At 46.9% G+C, this 20,987-nt stretch carries 19 protein-coding genes; 17 read left to right on the top strand and 2 right to left on the bottom strand.

Features of this window, described 5'->3' with window-relative positions; genetic code table 11:
* Positions 1 to 97: 97 nt before the first annotated feature.
* Positions 98 to 1,081 carry a ribonuclease Z gene (locus ACI3E1_RS00645; RefSeq protein ID WP_405023749.1) on the top strand — a complete coding sequence of 328 codons (984 nt, stop codon included), beginning with the start codon at positions 98 to 100 and terminating at the stop codon, positions 1,079 to 1,081.
* A 265-nt stretch (positions 1,082 to 1,346) separates the two neighbouring features.
* Here the strand turns inward: ACI3E1_RS00645 and ACI3E1_RS00640 are convergent, their stop codons facing one another.
* Entirely contained in the window at positions 1,347 to 2,627 is a 1,281-nt protein-coding gene (locus ACI3E1_RS00640) for a dicarboxylate/amino acid:cation symporter (RefSeq protein WP_405023748.1), read from the bottom strand.
* A 256-nt stretch (positions 2,628 to 2,883) separates the two neighbouring features.
* Between ACI3E1_RS00640 and ACI3E1_RS00635 the strand changes: the two genes are divergently transcribed.
* The 12 genes from ACI3E1_RS00635 to ACI3E1_RS00580 all read left to right on the top strand — a co-directional run bounded on the left by ACI3E1_RS00635 (position 2,884) and on the right by ACI3E1_RS00580 (position 15,794).
* Complete coding sequence (locus tag ACI3E1_RS00635) at positions 2,884 to 4,506, top strand: peptide ABC transporter substrate-binding protein (protein ID WP_405023747.1); 1,623 nt, start codon at positions 2,884 to 2,886, stop codon at positions 4,504 to 4,506.
* A gap of 12 nt (positions 4,507 to 4,518) precedes the next feature.
* Positions 4,519 to 5,451: an oligopeptide ABC transporter permease gene (opp3b, locus tag ACI3E1_RS00630; RefSeq protein WP_405023746.1), complete on the top strand. Its 933-nt coding sequence runs from the start codon at positions 4,519 to 4,521 to the stop codon at positions 5,449 to 5,451.
* The gene (locus ACI3E1_RS00625; RefSeq protein WP_405023745.1) at positions 5,448 to 6,473 is read left to right on the top strand and encodes an ABC transporter permease; all 1,026 of its coding nucleotides are present in this window, start codon (positions 5,448 to 5,450) and stop codon (positions 6,471 to 6,473) included. Before opp3b ends, ACI3E1_RS00625 begins: the two co-directional genes overlap by 4 nt.
* 4 nt (positions 6,474 to 6,477) lie before the next feature.
* Positions 6,478 to 7,545, top strand: coding sequence for an ABC transporter ATP-binding protein (locus ACI3E1_RS00620; protein ID WP_405023744.1), 1,068 nt, complete (start codon positions 6,478 to 6,480; stop codon positions 7,543 to 7,545).
* Positions 7,526 to 8,464, top strand: coding sequence for an ABC transporter ATP-binding protein (locus tag ACI3E1_RS00615; RefSeq protein WP_405023743.1), 939 nt, complete (start codon positions 7,526 to 7,528; stop codon positions 8,462 to 8,464). Before ACI3E1_RS00620 ends, ACI3E1_RS00615 begins: the two co-directional genes overlap by 20 nt.
* 233 nt (positions 8,465 to 8,697) lie before the next feature.
* Positions 8,698 to 9,867 (top strand): MFS transporter, encoded by a 1,170-nt coding sequence (locus tag ACI3E1_RS00610; protein ID WP_405023742.1) that lies wholly within the window; start codon positions 8,698 to 8,700, stop codon positions 9,865 to 9,867.
* Between the two features lie 229 nt (positions 9,868 to 10,096).
* A complete protein-coding gene (locus ACI3E1_RS00605) occupies positions 10,097 to 11,500 on the top strand; it encodes an MFS transporter (RefSeq protein WP_405023741.1) in 1,404 nt (467 codons plus the stop codon).
* A 123-nt stretch (positions 11,501 to 11,623) separates the two neighbouring features.
* On the top strand, positions 11,624 to 12,619 hold the full coding sequence (gene dhaK, locus ACI3E1_RS00600; protein WP_405023740.1) for a dihydroxyacetone kinase subunit DhaK: 996 nt from the start codon (positions 11,624 to 11,626) through the stop codon (positions 12,617 to 12,619).
* 10 nt (positions 12,620 to 12,629) lie between these two features.
* Positions 12,630 to 13,211 (top strand): dihydroxyacetone kinase subunit DhaL, encoded by a 582-nt coding sequence (gene dhaL, locus ACI3E1_RS00595; RefSeq protein WP_405023739.1) that lies wholly within the window; start codon positions 12,630 to 12,632, stop codon positions 13,209 to 13,211.
* A complete protein-coding gene (gene dhaM / locus ACI3E1_RS00590) occupies positions 13,208 to 13,579 on the top strand; it encodes a dihydroxyacetone kinase phosphoryl donor subunit DhaM (RefSeq protein WP_405024044.1) in 372 nt (123 codons plus the stop codon). The genes dhaL and dhaM overlap by 4 nt, the downstream gene beginning before the upstream one ends.
* 358 nt (positions 13,580 to 13,937) lie before the next feature.
* Positions 13,938 to 14,771 (top strand): alpha/beta hydrolase, encoded by an 834-nt coding sequence (locus ACI3E1_RS00585; RefSeq protein ID WP_405023738.1) that lies wholly within the window; start codon positions 13,938 to 13,940, stop codon positions 14,769 to 14,771.
* 18 nt (positions 14,772 to 14,789) lie between these two features.
* A complete protein-coding gene (locus ACI3E1_RS00580; RefSeq protein ID WP_405023737.1) occupies positions 14,790 to 15,794 on the top strand; it encodes a glycosyltransferase family 2 protein in 1,005 nt (334 codons plus the stop codon).
* Between the two features lie 183 nt (positions 15,795 to 15,977).
* Here the strand turns inward: ACI3E1_RS00580 and ACI3E1_RS00575 are convergent, their stop codons facing one another.
* Positions 15,978 to 16,274 (bottom strand): hypothetical protein, encoded by a 297-nt coding sequence (locus ACI3E1_RS00575; protein WP_405023736.1) that lies wholly within the window; start codon positions 16,272 to 16,274, stop codon positions 15,978 to 15,980.
* 182 nt (positions 16,275 to 16,456) lie between these two features.
* On the opposite strand from ACI3E1_RS00575, the gene gmk reads away from it, so the two are divergent.
* The 4 genes from gmk to priA all read left to right on the top strand — a co-directional run bounded on the left by gmk (position 16,457) and on the right by priA (position 20,979).
* A complete protein-coding gene (gene gmk / locus ACI3E1_RS00570) occupies positions 16,457 to 17,077 on the top strand; it encodes a guanylate kinase (protein WP_405023735.1) in 621 nt (206 codons plus the stop codon).
* On the top strand, positions 17,074 to 17,283 hold the full coding sequence (gene rpoZ, locus ACI3E1_RS00565) for a DNA-directed RNA polymerase subunit omega (protein WP_283581771.1): 210 nt from the start codon (positions 17,074 to 17,076) through the stop codon (positions 17,281 to 17,283). The genes gmk and rpoZ overlap by 4 nt, the downstream gene beginning before the upstream one ends.
* 95 nt (positions 17,284 to 17,378) lie before the next feature.
* Entirely contained in the window at positions 17,379 to 18,581 is a 1,203-nt protein-coding gene (gene coaBC, locus ACI3E1_RS00560; protein ID WP_405023734.1) for a bifunctional phosphopantothenoylcysteine decarboxylase/phosphopantothenate--cysteine ligase CoaBC, read from the top strand.
* Complete coding sequence (priA, locus tag ACI3E1_RS00555; protein WP_405024043.1) at positions 18,574 to 20,979, top strand: primosomal protein N'; 2,406 nt, start codon at positions 18,574 to 18,576, stop codon at positions 20,977 to 20,979. The genes coaBC and priA overlap by 8 nt, the downstream gene beginning before the upstream one ends.
* Positions 20,980 to 20,987 lie beyond the last annotated feature (8 nt).

Raw genomic sequence — 20,987 nt, 5'->3', positions numbered from 1 at the left:
TTGGCGTAGTTGAACCACTACGCCAACCCTTTTTACTGTCCTTTCGTGCCTTTCCGCGGCATAATAAAGGGGAGTTTATAACGAGGAGGAACTAGTGATGTTAGGAGCAACGTTACTCGGAACGGGCGGCAGTATTCCGCTTCCTGACCGGTACTTATCAGCGGCCGTCTTAAATTATAAGGGACGGGAAATTTTAATGGATGCCGGTGAAGGAACCGGGGTGTCCATGCGGGCTGCGCGGACGGGCTTTAAGAACTTGGATGTAATTTGCATTACCCACCTTCATGGCGATCACGTGATTGGGCTACAAGGAATCTTAGGAACGACGAGCAATACCGGCCGGACCGAACCAATTACGATTATCGGGCCGAAGGGAATTAAGGATGTCATGAAGGGCTTCCGGGTAATCATGCCATGGCTAGCTTACGACATTAACATTATTGAGGACCCGGAGCCGGGGAAGCCGATTGTAATTAATAACAAATACATCCACGGTGACCTCAGCATTACGCCGCTTTTCGTTAAGCATACGCGGCCGTGTTTTGCTTACCGGGTTGATATTAAGCGGGCGCCGAAGTTTGACCCCCAGCGGGCGCGGGAGAACAACGTTCCGCAGCAATTATGGGGAAAGCTTCAAAAGAGTGAAGCACCGGTTGAACTTGACGGTCAAACGTACACCCCTCAAATGGTTTTAGGAGCACCGCGGAAGGGGCTGCGGTTTGTGTGGATTACTGACACGCGGCCAGTTCCGGAATTGCCAGAGTTCATGAAGGATGCGGACATGATTTTTAGTTGTGCTAATTTTGGTGCCAATGAGGATGAAGCTAAGGCCCAAAAGAAGCTTCACATGACTTTCGCAGACGCGGCTACTAACGCTAAAAACGCCCACGCTAAGGAGCTCGTTCTCACGCATTTTTCGCAGGCAATGCGGCATCCGGAACAGTATAAGGAAAACGCAACGAGCATTTTTCCGAATACCATTATTGGGAAGGATCACATGCACTTCGACCTAAACTTTGACCAGGATTTCGCAAAGCCAACAATCATTGAAACCCGGATTGAAGGAGAAGGCGAGGAGTAACACTAGTGAAATGGGGATGAAACAACGTATTGGTAGGAAATAGTTTAGTGGCATTTTATTTGGCGCGATTCTTTATTATGATGATTGTAATCAGATAAAATAGCGGTTGGCTTTAACTATTTCCGCTTTTAGATTTAAAGTATTGTGAAACGGGTGGTTTCACAATGCAGCGATTCCCTGAACAAATACCCCCGGCTATTGTTAGCCGGGGGTGTTTTAGTTTGAAAATTGTTAAGATAATTGGATTGTTGTAATCAGCGCTACCTTACGCTTTAGCGTCTAAGTTTTTGATGTAGTGGTCATGTTTATCCTGACTAAATTCATGCTCTGATTTACCAATGACTAACGTGGCCGTTACGTTACCAATTACGTTAACTACCGTCCGGCCCATATCTACTAGCCGGTCAATTCCCGCAATTAGTGCAACTCCTGCAGCAGGAATCCCCGCCGTGCCTAAGGAAGTCATTAATACGATAAAGGAAGCACCAGGAACGCCCGCCATTCCCTTAGAAGCAACCATCAAAACAACTAGAAGAGTGAGTTGCTGGGTAAGGGATAGGTGAATGTGGTAAGCCTGAGCAATGAAGATCGCTGCTAATGACTGGTACAGTGCGGAACCGTCAAGGTTAAACGTGTATCCGGTTGGAATAACAAACGATGCAATGGATTTGCTGATTCCTAAATCCTGTGTTTTTTGCATGAGTCCGGGGAGGGTTACCTCGGAACTTGCCGTCGTAAACGCTAGGATAAGTTCATTCTTAACGGCTCGTAACTGTTCCGTAATTTTAAAGCCGAACAGGCGGGAAGTGATTCCTAGAACAATAAGAATAAACCCAACCATGACCGCATAGGCCATCGCAATGAATAGAAGGAGGGGCTTTAGGGTCCCAATTCCCATTTCGGCAACGGTGGCTCCCATCAGGCCTGCCACTCCAAACGGTGCGAAGTGCATAATCCAGTTGGCAATCTTAAACATTACAGCGGAAACGGCGTTGAGAAAGTCAATGATGATTTGCCCACGCTCACCAATGGCTGCTGTTCCTAATCCAAAGAACACGCAGAAGAAAATAACGGGAAGCATTTTACCGGTCGACATTGCGGTAAAGATGTTTTTGGGGACAACGGAAAGAAGTAACGCCCCAAAACCACCGGAAGTGGTCTTCGCGGCGTGAACATACTGGGATATATCGGCAGCCTTTAACTTAGAAAGGTCGATCATTGCTCCTAGGTGCGAAATGTTGGAAATGATTAGGCCAATAATAAAGGCAATCGTTGATAGCACCTCGAAGTAAATGATTGTCTTCAAACCGATGCGTCCCAGTTTTTTTATATCACCGAGGTTGGCAATTCCAACGGTTAAGCAGGTAATCACGATGGGAAGAACAATCATGGAGATTAAGTTGATGAAGATCGTGCCTAAACCATTGGCAAACGAGATGAAGGATTTATTTCCGTTGAAAAAGTATCCCAAAAGAATTCCCACAATTAGTCCGATGATAATCTGGAGTCCAAGTGATAAATGATAGTGATGATGTGATGATGACATATAGTTTCCTTCTTTCTCACTTATTTTTAATTACTATATCCGTATAATAAAACAAAAACAGGTTGTTTTTCAACCTATATACGAACTATTGTTGGATATTTTTTTGTCTTATGCGTTAATCATGAACGTTAAATTAAAAATTACCAGCGCAACTAATTAGAGAAAAATGGCAAATACCATTGCTTTTTAATTTAATTCGGTATATTCTATGACTAATCTAATTAGATGCAACTTTAGTATAAACAGGGGTGATTAAATGAAAAGGCGTTTCCTCATTATGTTTAGTGTGTTGACGGCATTAGGATTAGTTCTTGGTGGGTGCCAGTCACATACTAAACGTTCAGCTGACACCCAAACATTAAATTGGGATGAGACGGCTGAAATGCCAACAATGGATTTATCCTTAGCAACTGATACGGTTAGTTTCGATAGTCTAGGGAATACTTTGGAAGGACTGTATCGGATTGGAAAGAATGACAAGATCGAACCAGGCGTTGCAGTTCAGACCACCGTATCACCTGACAAGAAGACGTATACGTTTAAGTTGCGTCATTCGAAATGGTCAAACGGTGATCCGGTAACCGCACACGACTTTGTTTATTCTTGGCGCCGGACGGTTAACCCTAAGACAGCGAGTCAGTATTCATACCTGTTTTCGGGAATTAAAAACGCAGATGCAATTATTAACGGGAAAAAGAAACCCCAAACGCTAGGAATTAAAGCAGAGGGAAATTATAAATTAGTTGTGACACTCAGTAAACCAATTCCATACTTTAAACTGCTAATGGGATTCCCGGTATTCTTTCCGCAAAACCAACGGGTAGTTGAACGCTACGGAAGCAAGTACGGCACGGCTTCAAAGTATATGGTATATAACGGTCCCTTCAAGTTAACTGGTTGGACCGGTTCGAATTTAAGTTGGAAGTTGGTTAAGAACCCCACTTACTGGGATCGAAAACATGTTCGGTTACACAAAATTGTCGTTAATGTAAATAAGAGTACCTCAACGTCTTACAACCTGTATGAAAGTGGGCAACTCGATATGACGCCACTTAGCTCGGTACAAGCCAAGCACCTCCAGGGGAACCCGGATCTTCATGTTTTGCAGGGTGCAACGACAGCATACTTAGAGTTTAATCAAAAGCGCGTACGGGCCCTTCGAAACCCGAATATCCGGAAGGCAATTGCGTTGGCAATTAATCGCCGGCAATTTGTAAAGCAGATTTTGGGCGATGGTTCTATTGAACCTAAAGGATTTGTCAGTGCAGGGCTTGCTAAGTACAACGGAAAAGATTTTGCGGCCCAAGCCGAGGTTCCTCAGGCGGTGGAATACAACCAGCGGTTAGCCCGGCAGTACTGGCGTAAGGGATTAAAGCAGGAAGGAATTAAACACCTAAACTTAGAGCTACTTAGTGATGATACGGACGCCGGAAAGCAATCGACAGACTACCTTCAAAGTCAGCTTGAAATGCACTTACCAGGCTTAAAAGTAACAACAAACAACGTACCTTTTAAAACACGGCTATCGCGGTCTGCTAACGGAAACTTCGACATGGTGATTACGATGTGGGGGGCAGACTTTTCAGACCCGATTACGTTTATGCAGTTATTGACTAGCAACAACCCACAGAACGATGGTAAGTGGAAGAACCCTCAGTATGATAAGGACATTAAGCGTGCACAGGGAGTAGATGCAGGAAACCGTGGCCAACGCTGGCAGGACATGGTGGATGCAGAACGTGTGTTGATGGATTCGGAAGGTATTGCGCCGCTGTACCAGCAGAACCAATCAATTTTACTTAATCCGCGGGTAAAGGGCTTAATCGTTCATCACGATGGAGTGAAATACAATTGGAAGAATACGTACATTGCTAAGTAAGGAGAGAGGTTCATGAAGAAATATCTATTAAAACGAATTTTAGCAATGATAGTGACGTTGTTTTTGATTGCATCAATTACGTTTTTCTTAATGCGGTTGATGCCGGGGACACCATTTACAAACCAGCAGAAGCTGTCTCCTGCTCAGTTGCATATCATGAAGCAACAGTATGGGTTAAATAAGCCGTTATGGGAGCAATATCTGATTTATATGGGAAATTTGCTTCATGGAAACTTGGGAACGTCATTTCAATTTAACAATCAGCCCGTAACCGCGTTAATTGCAAGTCGGATTGGGGCGTCAGCACAATTAGGATTACAAGCAATGATTTTTGGGGTGTTCTTTGGAATTGGAATTGGTGCGATTGCAGCCGTCCACCGGAACGGTTGGGAGGACACAACCGCGACGGTAGTTGCCATTCTTGGAATTTCCGTCCCGAGTTTCGTATTGGCAATCCTATTACAGTATTATGTTGGATTAAAGCTCCATTGGTTACCGGTTGCTGGCTGGGGAAACTTTTCACATACAGTTTTGCCAACAATTGCACTGGGGGTTGGCCCGCTGGCGCAAACGGCCCGGTTTGTTCGGACTAAGATGGTTGATGTTTTAGGATCAGACTATATTCAATTGGCTAAGGCTAAGGGGCTAAGTAAGTATGAAATTGTCTTTAAACATGCCTTACGTAATAGTTTAATTCCGTTAGTCACGTTAATGGGACCGTATGCGGTTGCATTGATGACTGGTTCAATGGTAGTCGAGAACATTTTTTCTGTTCCAGGAATTGGTGAGCAATACGTTAAGTCAATTATTACAAACGATTATCCGACAATCATGGGCGTGACGCTGCTCTTCTCCGTTGGGCTGGTTGTAATTATCTTAATAACTGACTTAATATACGGATTGATCGATCCGCGAATTCGGCTAACGGGAGGCGAGAATAAATGACAGAAAGTAGTCAATTACTAGCAGATGACTTCGAACGGGTATCAACACAAAATCCTGAGCAAACTGAACAGGTAACTGGTAAGTCGCTAACCTTTGCTCAGGATGCATGGCGGCGGTTAAAAGCCAATAAGGGAGCGTTAGTTTCCCTGGTTGTAATTGTGATTATGGCACTAACAGCCTTTGGTTCAAGTCCTTTTATTACCCAGAAAACCCTTGTACATTCTAATGCAACTTATGCAAATCTTCCCGCCAAGGTGCCGGGATGTCCAATCAATGGCTTAAACGGAAAACAAAAGGTTAACGGCCATTGGGTGGATGAATATAAGGCTGCGGGTGTTCCACGGAATAAGTGTTTTGTATTGGGAACTGATAATATGGGACGCTCGTTAGCGCAACGGATTGTTTATGGGACTAAGATTTCACTGATTGTCGCCCTTGTGGCATCGTTTTTTGACGTGATTATTGGGGTGTCATACGGAATTATATCAGGTTGGTGTGGCGGCAAGGTTGACAACGTTATGCAACGAATCATTGAGATTATTTCTGCTGTCCCTAATTTGGTTATTGTGGTGTTGATGTTGGTTGTTCTTAAACCAGGATTAACTTCAATTATTTGTGCAATTGCCATTTCAAGTTGGACGACAATGGCCCGAATGGTTCGGGCTGAAACCTTACAATTGAAGTCGACGGAATACGTACTGGCTGCCCGGACACTGGGCGAGTCTCCGTGGAGAATTGCCTGGCGCCATTTGGTTCCCAACCTACTGAGCATTATTATTATTCAGTTAATGTACACGATTCCAAATGCTATTTTCTTTGAAGCCTTTTTGAGCTTTATTGGAATCGGGATTTCAGCACCAGAAACGTCGTTAGGGGTTTTGTTAAACGAAGGGCAAAAGAATTTTCAGTTCTTACCGTACCAGATGTGGTTCCCGGCAATTGTTCTCTGTGTATTAATGATTGCTTTCAATTTATTAGGTGACGGTTTGCGGGATGCATTTGATCCAAAGACAAAGGAGTAACGCGATGGGAGAAACTATTTTAAATGTTAATAATTTACGAGTCACGTTTCACACCTATTCTGGTGATGTTCAGGCGATTCGAAAAATTAGCTTTCACCTTAATCGCGGGGAGACCTTAGCGATTGTTGGTGAGTCTGGTTCGGGAAAATCAGTGACCGTAAAGGCAATTATGGGATTGTTAGCGCAAAATGCTGAACTAAAGGACGGACAGGTACTTTTCCACGGAAATGATGTGCTTCATATGAAAAAGCATCAACTTGAAGAATTACGAGGAAAAGATATTGCGATGATCGCCCAGGACCCGATGACGTCGTTGGACCCAACGATGCAGGTTGGGAAGCAGGTTGCTGAACCACTGATTAAGCATAAGCACGTTGAAAAAGCAGCGGCATGGCGGGAAGCGGTTCGGTTCTTAAAGCTTGTTGGAATTCCTAATGCTGAAAAACGGGCGCATGATTATCCGCACCAGTTTTCTGGAGGACAGCGGCAACGGATTGTAATTGCGATTGCATTGATTTGCCATCCTGAAATTTTAATTGCAGATGAACCAACGACTGCACTCGATGTGACGGTGCAGGCGCAAATTCTTGATTTAATGCGGACAGTTCAACGGAAATTCGGGACATCAATTATCTTTATTACCCATGATTTAGGGGTTGTTGCGGGAATTGCTGATCGGGTAGCAGTAATGTATGCCGGACAGATTCTCGAGTATGGGACGGTTGATGATATCTTTTATAATCCGCAACACCCATATACATGGGGGTTATTAAATTCAATGCCAACGTTAGCTACTAAGGATCGGTTAGATGCAATTCCGGGGACTCCGCCAAACTTAATTAATCCTCCCGTGGGGGATCCGTTTGCTGCCCGTAACCCGTACGCTTTAAAAATTGATCAGCGGCGGCAACCCCCGTTTTTCAAGGTTTCAGCAACCCATGCTGCGGCAACGTGGCTACTGCATCCTGATGCTCCCCAGGTGACACCGCCGCCAGAGATTCAACGCCGGTGGGCGCAGTTTGCTAAGTTGAATAGTAAGGAGGTTCCTGTTAATGACGCAAAAAATTCTTGAGGTTCAACATTTAAAACGTTACTTTGAAAGGGGCAACGGAAAGGTTGTTCGGGCGGTTGATGACGTCAGTTTTTCTGTATACCAGGGAGAAACGTTTGGGCTTGTTGGGGAGTCTGGCTCTGGTAAAACGACAACGGGACGGAATATTATTCGGTTAGATCACCCTACGGCTGGGCGGATTGTGTTTGATGGGCAAGATATCAGTGAAATTCATGGGCGGAAGGAACAGTTGGCCTTTGCCCAAAAGGCCCAGATGATTTTTCAGGATCCCCAGGCTTCATTGAACCCGCGGATGACTGTAGAAGACATCATTGCAGAGGGGATCGATGTCCATGGCCTTGCCCAAAATAAGGAAGAACGGCATGCAATGGTTGCCCGCTTGCTAAAAACAGTAGGGTTGAATTCAGACCATGCTAGTCGGTATCCGCACGAGTTTTCGGGAGGGCAACGGCAACGGATTGGGATTGCACGTGCTTTAGCAGTTAATCCGCAGTTCATTATTGCTGATGAACCCATTTCTGCGTTGGATGTCTCAATTCAGGCACAGGTTGTTAACTTAATGAAGGATTTACAGCGCAAACGTGGGATTACGTACCTGTTTATTGCCCATGATTTATCCATGGTTAAGTATATTTCTGATCGAATCGGGGTAATGCATCACGGTAAGTTATTAGAGGTTGGTCCGGCAGATGAAGTGTACGAACATCCCCTTCATCCATATACCGAAAGTTTGATTTCGGCGGTTCCGGTTCCTGATCCGCATATTGAGCGGGCACGGCACCGGAAGGATTACGATTCAAGTGTTGAAAAACAGGTGGAGGGGCGGAAGTTACGCGAAATTACTCCCCAACACTTTGTGTGGTGCACTGCTGAAGAGGCGCATGATTACAAGCAGCGATCGGCTGCGGTAACAGCTTAGTAGTTGCGTTTGGGAGTTAAATGTAGCTTATAATGGGACGCCGACAGAATCGCTTCATAATTGTGAAGCGATTCATGGAACGACGTCCCATTTTTAAGCGAGTGATAATGTTTCTTGGTGTACATGATGTTGAAATGGAGACTAATACCGTTCTGGTAAATTGGCCTCCTAATAGGTTATTAAAATAAGCGAAAGCGGATGTTTAATGATAACAATAAAGGGGAAAATTAATAATGAAGAAGGTAATAATTTATAATGGCCTGTCTAATATTATGTTAGAGCTGGTCATGTGGATGATTTATTTAAAACAGATGGGCTGGTCTGTTGGTGAAATTGCACTGTTGGAAAGTGTATTTACCATTTGTCAGTTTCTTTTTGAATTTCCAACGGGGATTATTTCTGATCGGTTAGGTCATAAAAATGCGTTATTGTTGGGGGAAACGTTAAGTATTTTGTATTTAATTACGTATTTCTTCCCGGACCAACATTGGCTATTGTACGTTGGCTTTGTTTTATTTGCTTTGGGGTTAGCGCTTATTTCTGGAACGGACGTTTCCTTGATGTACGAATCAGTGCCGGAGGCTGAGAAAAAGAAATTTTTAAAATATTCCGGTTACTTTAACATGGTAGCAATTTTTGGAATGGCAATTAGTAACGCTTTAGGCGGAGTGATTGCAAAATATTCATGGATGGCTTTATTTACCTGCTGTATTTTAATTCGGGCGTTAGCTTTCTTTACGGCCTTAAGCATTAATCCCGCTGATTTTGGTGGTGATGAAGTGGAAGACTTACAGTCGTTTAAGCAGATTTGGCACCGGTTCGGGGTGTTTGTGCGCGAAAGCCAAGCATTTCGGTGGGTGATTCTGTTAATGTGTACTTCATCAGCAGCCGTTACGATTAGTCATCAATACGGGCCATTAATGCTGACTAAGGGAGGCCTTTCCGTTGCCCAAGCAGGGTTTATTTTCGGATTGATGGCATTGATTGCAGGACTTATTTTGGCTTTTCTCTATAAAATAACAAAGATTATTAAACCGCTAGTTTTATCGTTTGTATTGCAATTAGGATGTCTAGTATGCTTTGGAAGCTTTCTTTGGCACCAGTTATCGTTTGTGTTAATCGGATTGATGTTTATTAACATTGCTTTTGAACTGTGGAATGCAATTTTTGAAGCGGAAATTCAGCGAATGTCTTACGAAGGAATCCGAGCTACCGCAATGTCCGTTATCTATTTTGGTGAATCCTTGTTAATGACGGTTGGTTCATGGACGATTAGTTTATTTAGTCGAACTTATAGTTTGACAAGTATTGTGGGTATTTTAGGAAGCATTTTATTTTTAATTGCATTATTTGGCTTAATCGGATACGCACGGATTACTTCTAGGAAATATGAAGGTGATTAATTAGAAACGGGTAAATTAGAATAATTTAAAAATATCGGTTAGTATATTTAATTACTGCGGCAGAATTGGTTAACATAAAAACAGATAATAAAAGCGACGGAATACAAATGTAGTATTCCGTTTTTGTTGTCAATTTAATGATGAATTGCATTTTAGTGATAAAAGAGTAAAATAAGTCTATGTGTCGATGAGTAAATGACAAGTAAATTATAATAAAGGACTGATGATTATGGACACATTATCAGCGGATAGCGAAGCGGCCTGGTCTGGCCGGGCAAAACGCAATGTATGGCTCTATGTTTGGATTTACGGGTTATTAGGAGCCGTTACGGGGATTACAAACTACGCACTGATGTCGTATTACCAAATTGTGGCTCCCCAGTTAGTGAAGGGGTTTAACCTGTACAGTTCAATTGGAACGTTAATCCTTTCATTACTAATTGCCCTAATTCACCGGACAGGGTTTAAGAAGATTATGTTAATCGCGCCGCCAATTACGGTTGCTGCACTAGTAGTTACCGTAATAACAAATAATGTGCCGTTGATTATCATTATGTGTGTTGCTTCAACCATTACGATTGGGATTTATGATTACCTGTACCCAATTATGTTTGCGGTATACATTCCGCGGAAAAAGCAGACCAAATGGATGACGTACATACTGGTGGATAACCTGGTATGTCAGACGGTATTGACGTTCCTCGGCGGAAAGCTGGTGGTGTACTTTTTTGCACTGCTGCAACATATTTCCTACGGAAAAGCATCAGCCTTATCAGCTCACCAGGAAGCCATGCATGGTGTAATGCTAGCGAACTACACAACTGCTTACCGGTGGGTGATTGTAATTGCAGCGGTCCTTGCAGGATTAGCATTTATTTTCGCGCTATTCTTCCGGGAGAAGCCAAGTGACTACCGTGAAACCCCTGTTGAACGGGAACGGGACGAAGCAGCTCAGCGTCCAAGTAACTTTAAGCAGTTAATGACTAAGACGGTATTGATATGGGTATTATACCTGGTGCTTGTACGGTTTGGGGCGTTATTGGTAACACCGTACTTCCCGATTTACCTGAACAATTACCTGCACATGCCACGGGGGGTAGCTGCCACGGTTAATACGTTCCAGAACGCTGCCATGTTCTTGGGTTACTTGTTAGCGCCATTCCTGGAAAAGAAACTAGGATCAATTGTTTCAATGGCAGCGGCAGGAATTACCGTTGCTCCGATGATGATTCTAATGGCCAATGGGCGCGCCTTAGGAACCGGAACGGTCGCCGTTGTTATTGTTGGCGTGGTTTTGTTCTTGCGGTCAGGTATTGCGAACGCAACGGCACCAATCCAGCAGTCATTGCAGATGGCGATGGTGTCAAAGGATTTACGGCCAGCCTTTAGTTCGGTTGTGTCGTTGGTTAACTCATTGATGGGAGTTGTTTCCGGACTATTCTGTACGTTCTTCCTCTTTAAGTCATTATCCGGATATGCAACTGCATACTACATTGCGGGCGCACTGTACGTTGTTGCAGCGGTCTTCATCCTAATCTTCTTCAAGAAGAAGTACAACCGGATTATGGATGAAGTACCAACGCAAGCGAAAAGCGATGCGGTAGTAGCTGAAAAGGAAGACGGCGAAGAGTAGGAACCAAGGTTAGTTTTGAATTAAATGAATTTGATTAGGCGGTGACGATAAACGACACCGCTTAATTTGAAGCTGCATTTGAAAACGCTTTATTATACAATGAAACTGAAAGGAGCGGTGGACATGAAAAAGATTATTAATGATCCAGCAAATGTTGTGCCGGAAATGCTGCGGGGAATGGTGGGAGCATATCCGCAATATATCAAACAGATCCCCGAAATGATGGCCGTTGTCCGGAGTGATGAACAATCGATGGTCGGGAAGGTTGGCATCGTAAGCGGTGGTGGAAGTGGTCATGAACCCGCTCACGCTGGTTACGTTGGAAAAGGTATGTTGAGTGCGGCAGTAGCGGGACAGGTCTTTACGTCGCCTACTCCCGACCAGATTTACGCAGCCATTCAAGCAGCCAATCACGGGAAGGGAGTGTTTTTGGTAATTAAGAACTACTCCGGTGATGTAATGAACTTTGAGATGGCACAGGATATGGCAGCAATGGATGATATTCCGGTTAAATCTATCGTCATTGACGATGATATTGCCGTTGAAAACAGCCTGTATACTCAAGGTCGCCGGGGCGTCGCTGGAACGGTTTTGATGCACAAAATTTTAGGAGCGGCTGCGGATCAAGGAGCGAGCCTTGATGAAATTGAGCAGCTTGCCCAGCGAGTCCTTCCGCACATTAACACCATTGCGGTGGCCCTATCCGCGGCGACCGTTCCCGAAGTGGGTAAGCCGGGATTCGAACTTGCTGCCGATGAGATTGAGTACGGAGTGGGGATTCACAGTGAACCAGGATACCGGCGGGAAAAGATTAAGCCGTCCAAGGAGCTGGTTGCCGAACTCCTTGGTAAAATTGATGACAACCTGCATCTCGATGCGCAAAAGGACTATGCGGTGCTCGTTAACGGTATGGGAGCCACGCCGCTAATGGAGCAGTATATCTTTAGTAACGATTTGCTGACGCAGTTAGCGAACAAGAAAATTAAACCAGCGTTTATGAAGGTTGGAAATTATATGACGTCAATTGACATGGCAGGGATTTCCCTGACCATCATGGAAGTGGCGGATAAAAAGTGGCTGGAGTACCTGAATTATCCGGTTGCAACGATTGCATGGTAGGAGGGAAATTATGAAACTAACGGTTGAAAAGGACGTTCAGTGGATGACAAATTTTGCACAACTTATTACGGCGCATAAACAAGAACTGAATGACCTTGATGATGCGATTGGCGATGGTGATCACGGAAGTAACATGGTGCGGGGGATGGATGCGGTCATGGCTGCTCTTGAACCATCACCAGTGACCCTTACTGAAGCCCTAAAGAAAACGGCTATGGCATTAATTAGTAAGGTTGGTGGGGCGGCGGGACCGTTATACGGCACGGCCTTCTTAGAAATGGCGAAGAAGAGTGCGGTAACGAACGATGCGGGCGAACTGCTTGCTGCCGCGGCTGCCGGGGTAATGAAACGGGGTGGTGCCCACCCCGGCGATAAAACGATGGTTGATGTCTGGCAGGTGGTAGTTCCTCAGATTCAGGATGATACTTTTACGGAAGAAGCTATCCAAACGGCGGTTGAACACACTCGCGATCTCGTTGCGCACAAGGGCCGGGCTTCTTATCTTGGTGAACGGGCGAAGGGTCACCTTGATCCCGGGGCGGTTTCCACCGGATACCTGCTTACTGCTTTATTAGACGTGGGGGTGGAATAATGCTTGGAATTACCGTTGTGTCCCACGTGCCAGAAATTGCCGCGGGTGTCGTTCAGTTGCTCAAACAAGTCGCGGGAGAAACCCCCATTACGTTTGCGGGGGGAACCGATGATGGCCGGATTGGTACTAGTATGGAAAAAATCACCGCTGCCTTTGCGGATAACCCGGCGGATACAATCCTGGCTTTTTACGACCTTGGCAGTGCTAAGATGAACTTGGAAATGGCGAGCGAACTCACCGATAAGGAAATTCATATCTATAATGTTCCGTTGATTGAAGGCGCGTACGTTGCAGCGTCGCTCATTCCGACGGGAGTAACACGTTTGCAGGTTGAGGAGCAGTTGGCACCACTAATGGTGAAAGGTTGATTTTTACCGTGAATTGGGGAATGTAAGTTTCTAGTACGGGAAAAATTCACTAATAAGGTGATGAGAGCGTCCATTATGCGGTGGATGTCTCCTGTTTAGCTGGTGGTTTTTGTGTTTGGTGGGGGGATGAACCCATCATGATTGGAATTACGAAGATTTAGTTAAAGTGTATTTACACGTCTAATTTAAGGAAAAGGTTGGGAAAAAGGTCCCGATCTTTTTGTTTCTTCCGGGCAATCGGGTGTTCCCTCCTGGTTTGTTACCGCTTTTATATGGTCGGGGAATTGAAAATAGCAATTTTAATAGAATAATTATAAAATAGGATTGGTTATTTTACTGATTAAGGGGTGGTGCAACGATGAACCACGGTAAACGGATCGGGTTGCTTGGACTTGTTATGGTAATGATAATTGGCATGGTAGGAGGAGCACGGTTAGCGTACGCTTCCAAAACGAGGAAAAAACAACCTCAGGTGGTAACGTTGTTCGTGCACGGCTATGGGAGTAGTGCGCACGCGGAACAGCATATGGTGCAGGCTGCTGAACGCGCTGGGGTGACTCATACGGTGGTGCGCGCCGATGTTAGTACTCGCGGGAAGGTGCGTTTGTCGCGGACGTTTAACCGGCAGGCTAAGAATCCCATCGTAGAAGTGCAATTTGCGGCTAACCGGGAATCCCAATCAACCCAAAACGCGGCATGGTTGCACCGAATTATCGTCCAACTTCAACGGGACGATCACGTTCAGCGGATTAACTTCGTGGGCCATTCAAAGGGAAACGTTGATATTATGACCTACCTGTTACGGTACGGGAGTGATCCTAACCTGCCGCGGGTAGAAAAGCAGGTGGCAATTGCCGGACCGTTTAACGGGGTACTTCGGATGGCCGGAAGTAATTCTGCGTTAACCAAGGAGGGCGTACCAACCCATCCAACCGCTACATATCAACGAATTGCGCAACTTCGGCGAACCTATCCGCAGGGAATCCGGGTGCTGAATATTTACGGCAACATTAACGGAACAAATGCAGACGGGACGGTCGGGAATAATTCTTCCCGCGCAATGCGGTCCCTTACGGTGCGGGCTAAATCGTACCGTACGGTCATGATTTCGGGATGGAAGGCTCAGCATAGTCGATTGCACGCCAATCACCAAGTTGACCAGTTATTGATTCATTTTCTGTGGCAAAGATAAGATTAAGGAGGTGCGGTGATGCCAGAATTAACGGTAATTATGCCTGTTTATAACGTGGCGGCGTACCTTAAGCAAACCCTGGCAAGCTTGCAGCAGCAAACGATGTCTGAATTTAAGGTCATCATTGTAAATGACGGCTCAACGGACGAAACAGGTGCAATTGCAAAGGCAGTATGCGCGCGAGATTCCCGCTTTACGCTGGTAACTACCCCGCATAGGTCGGCTGCGCATGCCAAAAACGTGGGGGTCCAACGGGTGACGACGCCGTACGTTACGTTTGTTGACGGGGATGACGTCCTTGATCCGACGGCGTTTGCGGGGTTAGTCCCGCTTTTAAAACAAATGCCGGATTTAATTATCAGTGACATTGCGTTTGATGGTCCGGGCAACCAAGAACGCCAGTCGCACTTAAACCTGCCACCGAAGATGGACCAAGCGGCGTTCATTGCTGCTTTTCCCCAATTATATGCTGCTGACGGGATGTTTTATAACTGTAATAAGGTATACCGGCAGACGTTATTACAACCGCTTACTTTTCAGAATTTACCGGTGGGCGAAGATACGGTTTTAAATTACCAGTATTTCTATCAGTGTTCGGTGGTCCTTACTAGTCCAAGTGCGTACTACCATTATCAGCAACGGGTTGGTTCGGCGGTTAATCACTATGATGAACACCGGCTGGCTGTTCGGGCAACTGAAACGGCAGCACTTTGTTCCTTATTGAATCAATGGCACAGTCCGGCGACTGCCACGCTAATCACTGCGGACTGGTTAAAAACCCTGACGTTATGTCGCAAAAATATTTACTTTTCCCGCCCAGACGGAACAAGGTTATCGCCGCCAACACGACTTAAGCAGTTACATGAGGTGCTGGTGGAGTGCTTACGGCATATTGACGAACAACAGTGTTCGTCTTCTCAACGCCATCAGATTGAACAGTACCGGCAATTATTACAGGATCCGGCGGCGTTACGACAAGCGGATAAGCAATGGTTTACCCAGAATAACGATATTATGTTTTAGAAAAGCAAAGAAAATAAGGATGGTTTAAAACAAACAACGGGCGTGGTGGAAGAAGCCCGCCATACGGATCACGGGAGATAGGGTCGAATGACTAGTACCAATCTTTTGTGATCGTTTTTTGTACTGAATTATGCGAAAAAGTAAGGAGGCCGTAGCTCTCACCACGACCTCCAATTGGGTTATTTAATTATCATACGCAACGTGCTCAATTTGGCTAGGGCGGATAATCCGCTTAACTTTTTCCCCGGGGACGGTCAGAACCAACGCATCAGTGGCGTTTAGCCAATTAAGAATGCCGTGGAGTGGAGCTTCACCCGTTGTGAGGGTCACGGTGACGGGTGTTTGACCGTCAACCAACTGACTAAGTGGCGTGGTTTCAGTGGTAACCTGACGCTGAACCGCCGCTTCCGGCGAAAAGAAATACTCGAACTGCGAGTTTAACTGGTGTAAAAAGGTCGCAATCGACTTACGCGTTAACATGAACTTATCCCCCTTCTTAACAAGATGATGACTTTATTATACAAACGAGCGTTCGAAATCGCAACAGAAAATTACGATTAAGTTACAAAACATTGACAGTTTGTAACCTAACCCTTGTCAGAATGGGGCATTCCGCCGTATGATGGTTACAATAAGTTTGATTAAGGGTGAGAAGAGGAAGTATGGCGAAAAGAGGAATGTTGATCGTTTTATCCGGGCCGTCGGGTGTCGGCAAGGGGACGGTTCGGAAGCGGATCTTCGAACAGGACGATAATAAGTTTGATTATTCTGTTTCAATGACTACCCGGAAAATGCGCCCGGGGGAAGTCAACGGGAAGGACTACTACTTCGTTTCGAAGGAGGAGTTTGAGCAGGAAATTGCAAACGGGGGCATGCTGGAGTATGCCCAGTACGTCGATAACTACTACGGTACGCCGTTGAAGTACGTTAACGAAAAATTGGATAGCGGAAAGGATGTTTTCCTTGAAATCGAGGTTAAAGGCGCGATGCAGGTGCGAAAGAAGTGTCCGGCTGGACTCTTTATCTTCCTGACACCGCCGGATTTGATGGAGCTCCGGCAGCGGATTATTAACCGGGGTACTGATGACATGGCGACGATTGATAAGCGCATGAACAAGGCCAAGGGTGAAATTGAAATGATGCAGAATTACGACTACGCCGTTGTGAACGATGAGGTTGATAAGGCTGCGGAAAAGATCAAAACCATTATTCGGGCAGAACGGTGGCGGGTGAAGCGCTTCTTACCTGATTACAAGAAACACTTAGGAGATGAACTCAAATGATTTTATACCCATCAGTTGATAAGTTATTAGAGAAGGTTGACTCCCGGTATTCACTGGTGATGCTGGCTGCTAAACGGGCTCACGAACTCGATCTAGGAGCTTTACCACTGTTAAGTAAGTATAATTCAAGTAAGAACGTGGGGCGGGCCCTGGAAGAAATCGCGGCTGGTAAGCTGAAGATTAAGGGTGCTGACCAGGAAAAGTAGGCAGTGATGAACCGGGTGACCGGTTCTTTTTTTTACCCGTAAATCTTGCTAAAATGAAGGCATAATTAACGCAATTATTTAAGGAGGAAAGGAGCATGTCAAAGCACATTGTAGTAGCAGTCACCGGCGGAATTGCGGCGTACAAGGCAGCTACCGTGGTGCGTACCCTAATAAAGGATGGTTGGGATGTGCGGGTAATGATGACCAACCAAGCGACCAAATTTGTTACGCCCCTGACGTTTACTACGCTAACGGGCCATGCAGTGGTAACTACTTTGGGTCCGGCTAATCAGCCCCTCGCACACGTTGAACTTGCACGGTGGGCGGATGCAATGGTCGTGGTTCCAGCAACGGCAAATGTTCTGAGTAAGGTTGCCCTGGGAATCGCGGATGATGTAGTGACAACAACCCTGTGTGCGGCTGTTTGTCCCCGGCTCTTTATCCCCGCAATGAACGATCAAATGTATGCTAATCCAGCGGTTCAGCGCAACATTACCCGGTTACGGGCGGACGGGGCTCGGGTGATGGAGCCTGCTACGGGGATGCTTGCTGAGGGCTATGCTGGAAAGGGGCGCTTACCCGCACCCGCGGAAATTAGCACGTGGCTTTACCAACAACTCGTTCCTGGCACGGCACTTGCCGGGAAGCATGTCCTGGTAACTGCTGGTCCGACCCGGGAGTATCTTGATCCGATACGGTACATTACTAACCCTTCAAGTGGGCGGATGGGGTATGCGCTAGCAGCCGCGGCCCGCAATCAGGGGGCGGAAGTCACGCTGGTTAGCGGACCGACTGCGCTGCCTCCGGTTCCGGGGGTTACCTTGGTTGCGGTTCAGACAAGTGCGGAAATGGCGCAGGCCGTTTTTGCCCGCCAGACCCAGGCAGACATAATTATTGCCGCTGCAGCGGTCGCGGACTACGGCGTTGAACATCCTGCGCCCCAAAAAATCAAGAAGAATGGCGCTGAGTTAACCCTCCATTTGCACCAGACGAAAGATATTATTGCAACGGTGGCGCAAAACAAACGGCCAGACCAGTATGTGGTGGGCTTTGCAGCGGAAACCACGGCGGTGGCAGAACATGCCCGTGCCAAACTTCAAAGTAAGCAGCTTGATATGGTAGTGGCAAATGATGTGGGGAAGCAAGCGATCGGGTTTGGGAGCCGGGAAAATGCGGTGACCATTTTTACTCCTGAAGAGACGCCCCAGGCAGTTGCGCAGGCTTCAAAGCAAACGATCGCGGCAACAATTATTCAGGCCATTGCACGGCATTTAGGGCAGGTGAGTGACCATCAGTAAGTACGTTGGGGTGATTGTCGATGTTGCAACTCAGCAAACTAACCGGCCGTATACGTACCGGGTACCCGAAGAATTGACGACTGTTGTTGCTCCGGGGATACGGGTGGAGGTGCCGTTTGGCAAGCGGCAAGTCCAGGGCTTTATCGTTGAAACGGGAGATCAAGCCCCAGAGGGGGTGCAACTCCGTGCCCTCACGCGGTTAGTTGATGTTAGTCCTGTTCTGGGAGAAGAACAGCTCCGCCTTGCTGACTGGTTAGTTGCACGGACGTTTGCCTTTAAGATTAGTTGCTTGCAGGCTATGTTACCGGCTGCCATGCGCGCCCAGTACCAGAAAATAATTACGCTTATTGCGCCGGAGAAAGTGCCGGCAAGCGTGCGGGCTTTATTCGGGAAGGAAAAGGAGATAGCGTTTGATGATGACCGCCTTACCCCGGCGATGATGCGGACGATTGTTGAGTTGCAGCGAGTCGGGGTTGTCAAGGTTGATTACCATGTGATTGAGCGTGGGCACAAGAAGACCGTTTCGCAGGTTGTACCGTGCAAAACAACTGCGGAATACCGCGAATTAGCAACGCACGTCCGGGCCAACGCTGTTCGTCAGCGGGAATTACTCAAACGCTTAGCACACCTTGACGCACCGGTTCTTCAGGCGGAGTTTCTACGGGGGACGAACTTAACAACTAGTCACCTGCGGACCGCTGAACAACAGGGGTGGCTTGTTCGTAAGCAGGTTGAGCAGTACCGTGATCCGTTTAATGCGCCGGTAAAGAAAACAAGGATGCCCCACCTGACTCCGGACCAAGAAAGGGCCGTTGCGGCAATTACCGCTGCGGAAGAGGACAAGACGCCAACGCCTTTTTTACTTGAAGGGGTGACGGGAAGCGGGAAGACGGAGGTTTATCTCCGGACAATTGCCGCTGCTCTTCAGCACCAGCGAACCGCATTAATGCTCGTTCCAGAAATTGCACTGACCCCGCAAATGGTAAACCGGGTTCGCAGCCGGTTTGGGCACCAAGTGGCGGTGTTACACAGTGGGTTGTCAGTGGGCGAGAAGTATGATGAGTGGCGGCGAATCGCCCGGGGAGAGGCTAAGGTTGTTGTAGGCGCCCGGTCAGCTGTTTTTGCCCCATTGAAAAACATTGGCGTCATTGTCATTGATGAAGAACACGAAGGAAGTTATAAACAGGATAGTATGCCCCGGTACCATGCCCGGGACGTTGCTTTGTGGCGAGCGCGGTATCACCAGTGTCCCGTCGTGCTTGGGAGCGCAACACCGGCACTTGAATCCCGGGCCCGGGCACAAAAGGGTGTTTATCAGTGGCTGCGGCTACCGCACCGGATTAACGGTCAGGCTTTGCCCCGTGTGGAGCTCGTTGATATGCGGCACGTGCTGGGGAAAACGCAGGTGGCGGATTTTTCGCCACAACTGGTTACGGCTCTCCGGGAGCGTCTTGCGCGCAACGAACAGGTTGTGCTAATGCTCAACCGGCGCGGGTACGCCGCGTTTGCGATGTGTCGCGAATGTGGGTTCGTTGTTCAGTGCCCGAATTGCGATATTTCATTAACGTTTCACCGCGACCGGCGGCGGATGCAGTGTCACTACTGTGGGCACGAACAACCGGTTCCCCGAAAATGCCCGCAGTGTGGGAGTCGCTACATTGGGTTTTACGGGACCGGAACGCAAAAGGTTGCCGAAGAGTTACACCAGTTAGTTCCCGCAGCGCGGGTTTTACGAATGGACGTTGATACGACCAGGCGAAAGGGCGCGCATGAGCGAATCTTAACGCAGTTTGGCAATCACGATGCGGATATTCTTTTGGGAACGCAGATGATTGCCAAGGGACTTGATTTTCCCGATGTTACCTTAGTGGGCGTCTTAAACGCAGATACGGGGTTAAGTTTACCCGATTTTCGGGCAAGTGAACGGACGTTTCAGTTGCTTACCCAGGTGAGTGGCCGGGCTGGTCGGGCACAAAAGGCCGGCGAAGTCATTATTCAAACGTTTAATCCGGACCACTACGCAATCCAAATGGCGGGTAAGCAGGATTATGAGGGCTTTTTTGTGCGGGAAATGCAGGTGCGGCACCAAAACGATTACCCGCCGTACTTCTACACAATTCAGCTGACAGCAAGCGGGCCGCAGGAAGCACAAGTGTTGCAGGTTCTTACGAAGATTCGGGCAGCATTAGCGCGAATTTTGTCACCGCAAGCACGGTTACTCGGTCCCACCCCGCAGATGGTAACGCGGGTAAATAATCGGTATTATTACCAATTAATTATTAAGTACAAACAAGAACCCCAGTTGCAGGCGGACCTCCGAGAACTTGTTTTGCGCACCCAACGGCTTAGTCGGCAGCACATTCAGTTAATCATTGACCGTGATCCGCAGGGGTTTTAGGGGAAGGA

The organism is Ligilactobacillus sp. LYQ139 (genome assembly GCF_045033025.1).
Taxonomy (GTDB): Bacteria; Bacillota; Bacilli; order Lactobacillales; family Lactobacillaceae; genus Ligilactobacillus.
The sequence above is the reverse complement of the archived record's forward strand: the minus strand, read 5'-3'. Positions and strand labels throughout refer to the sequence as shown.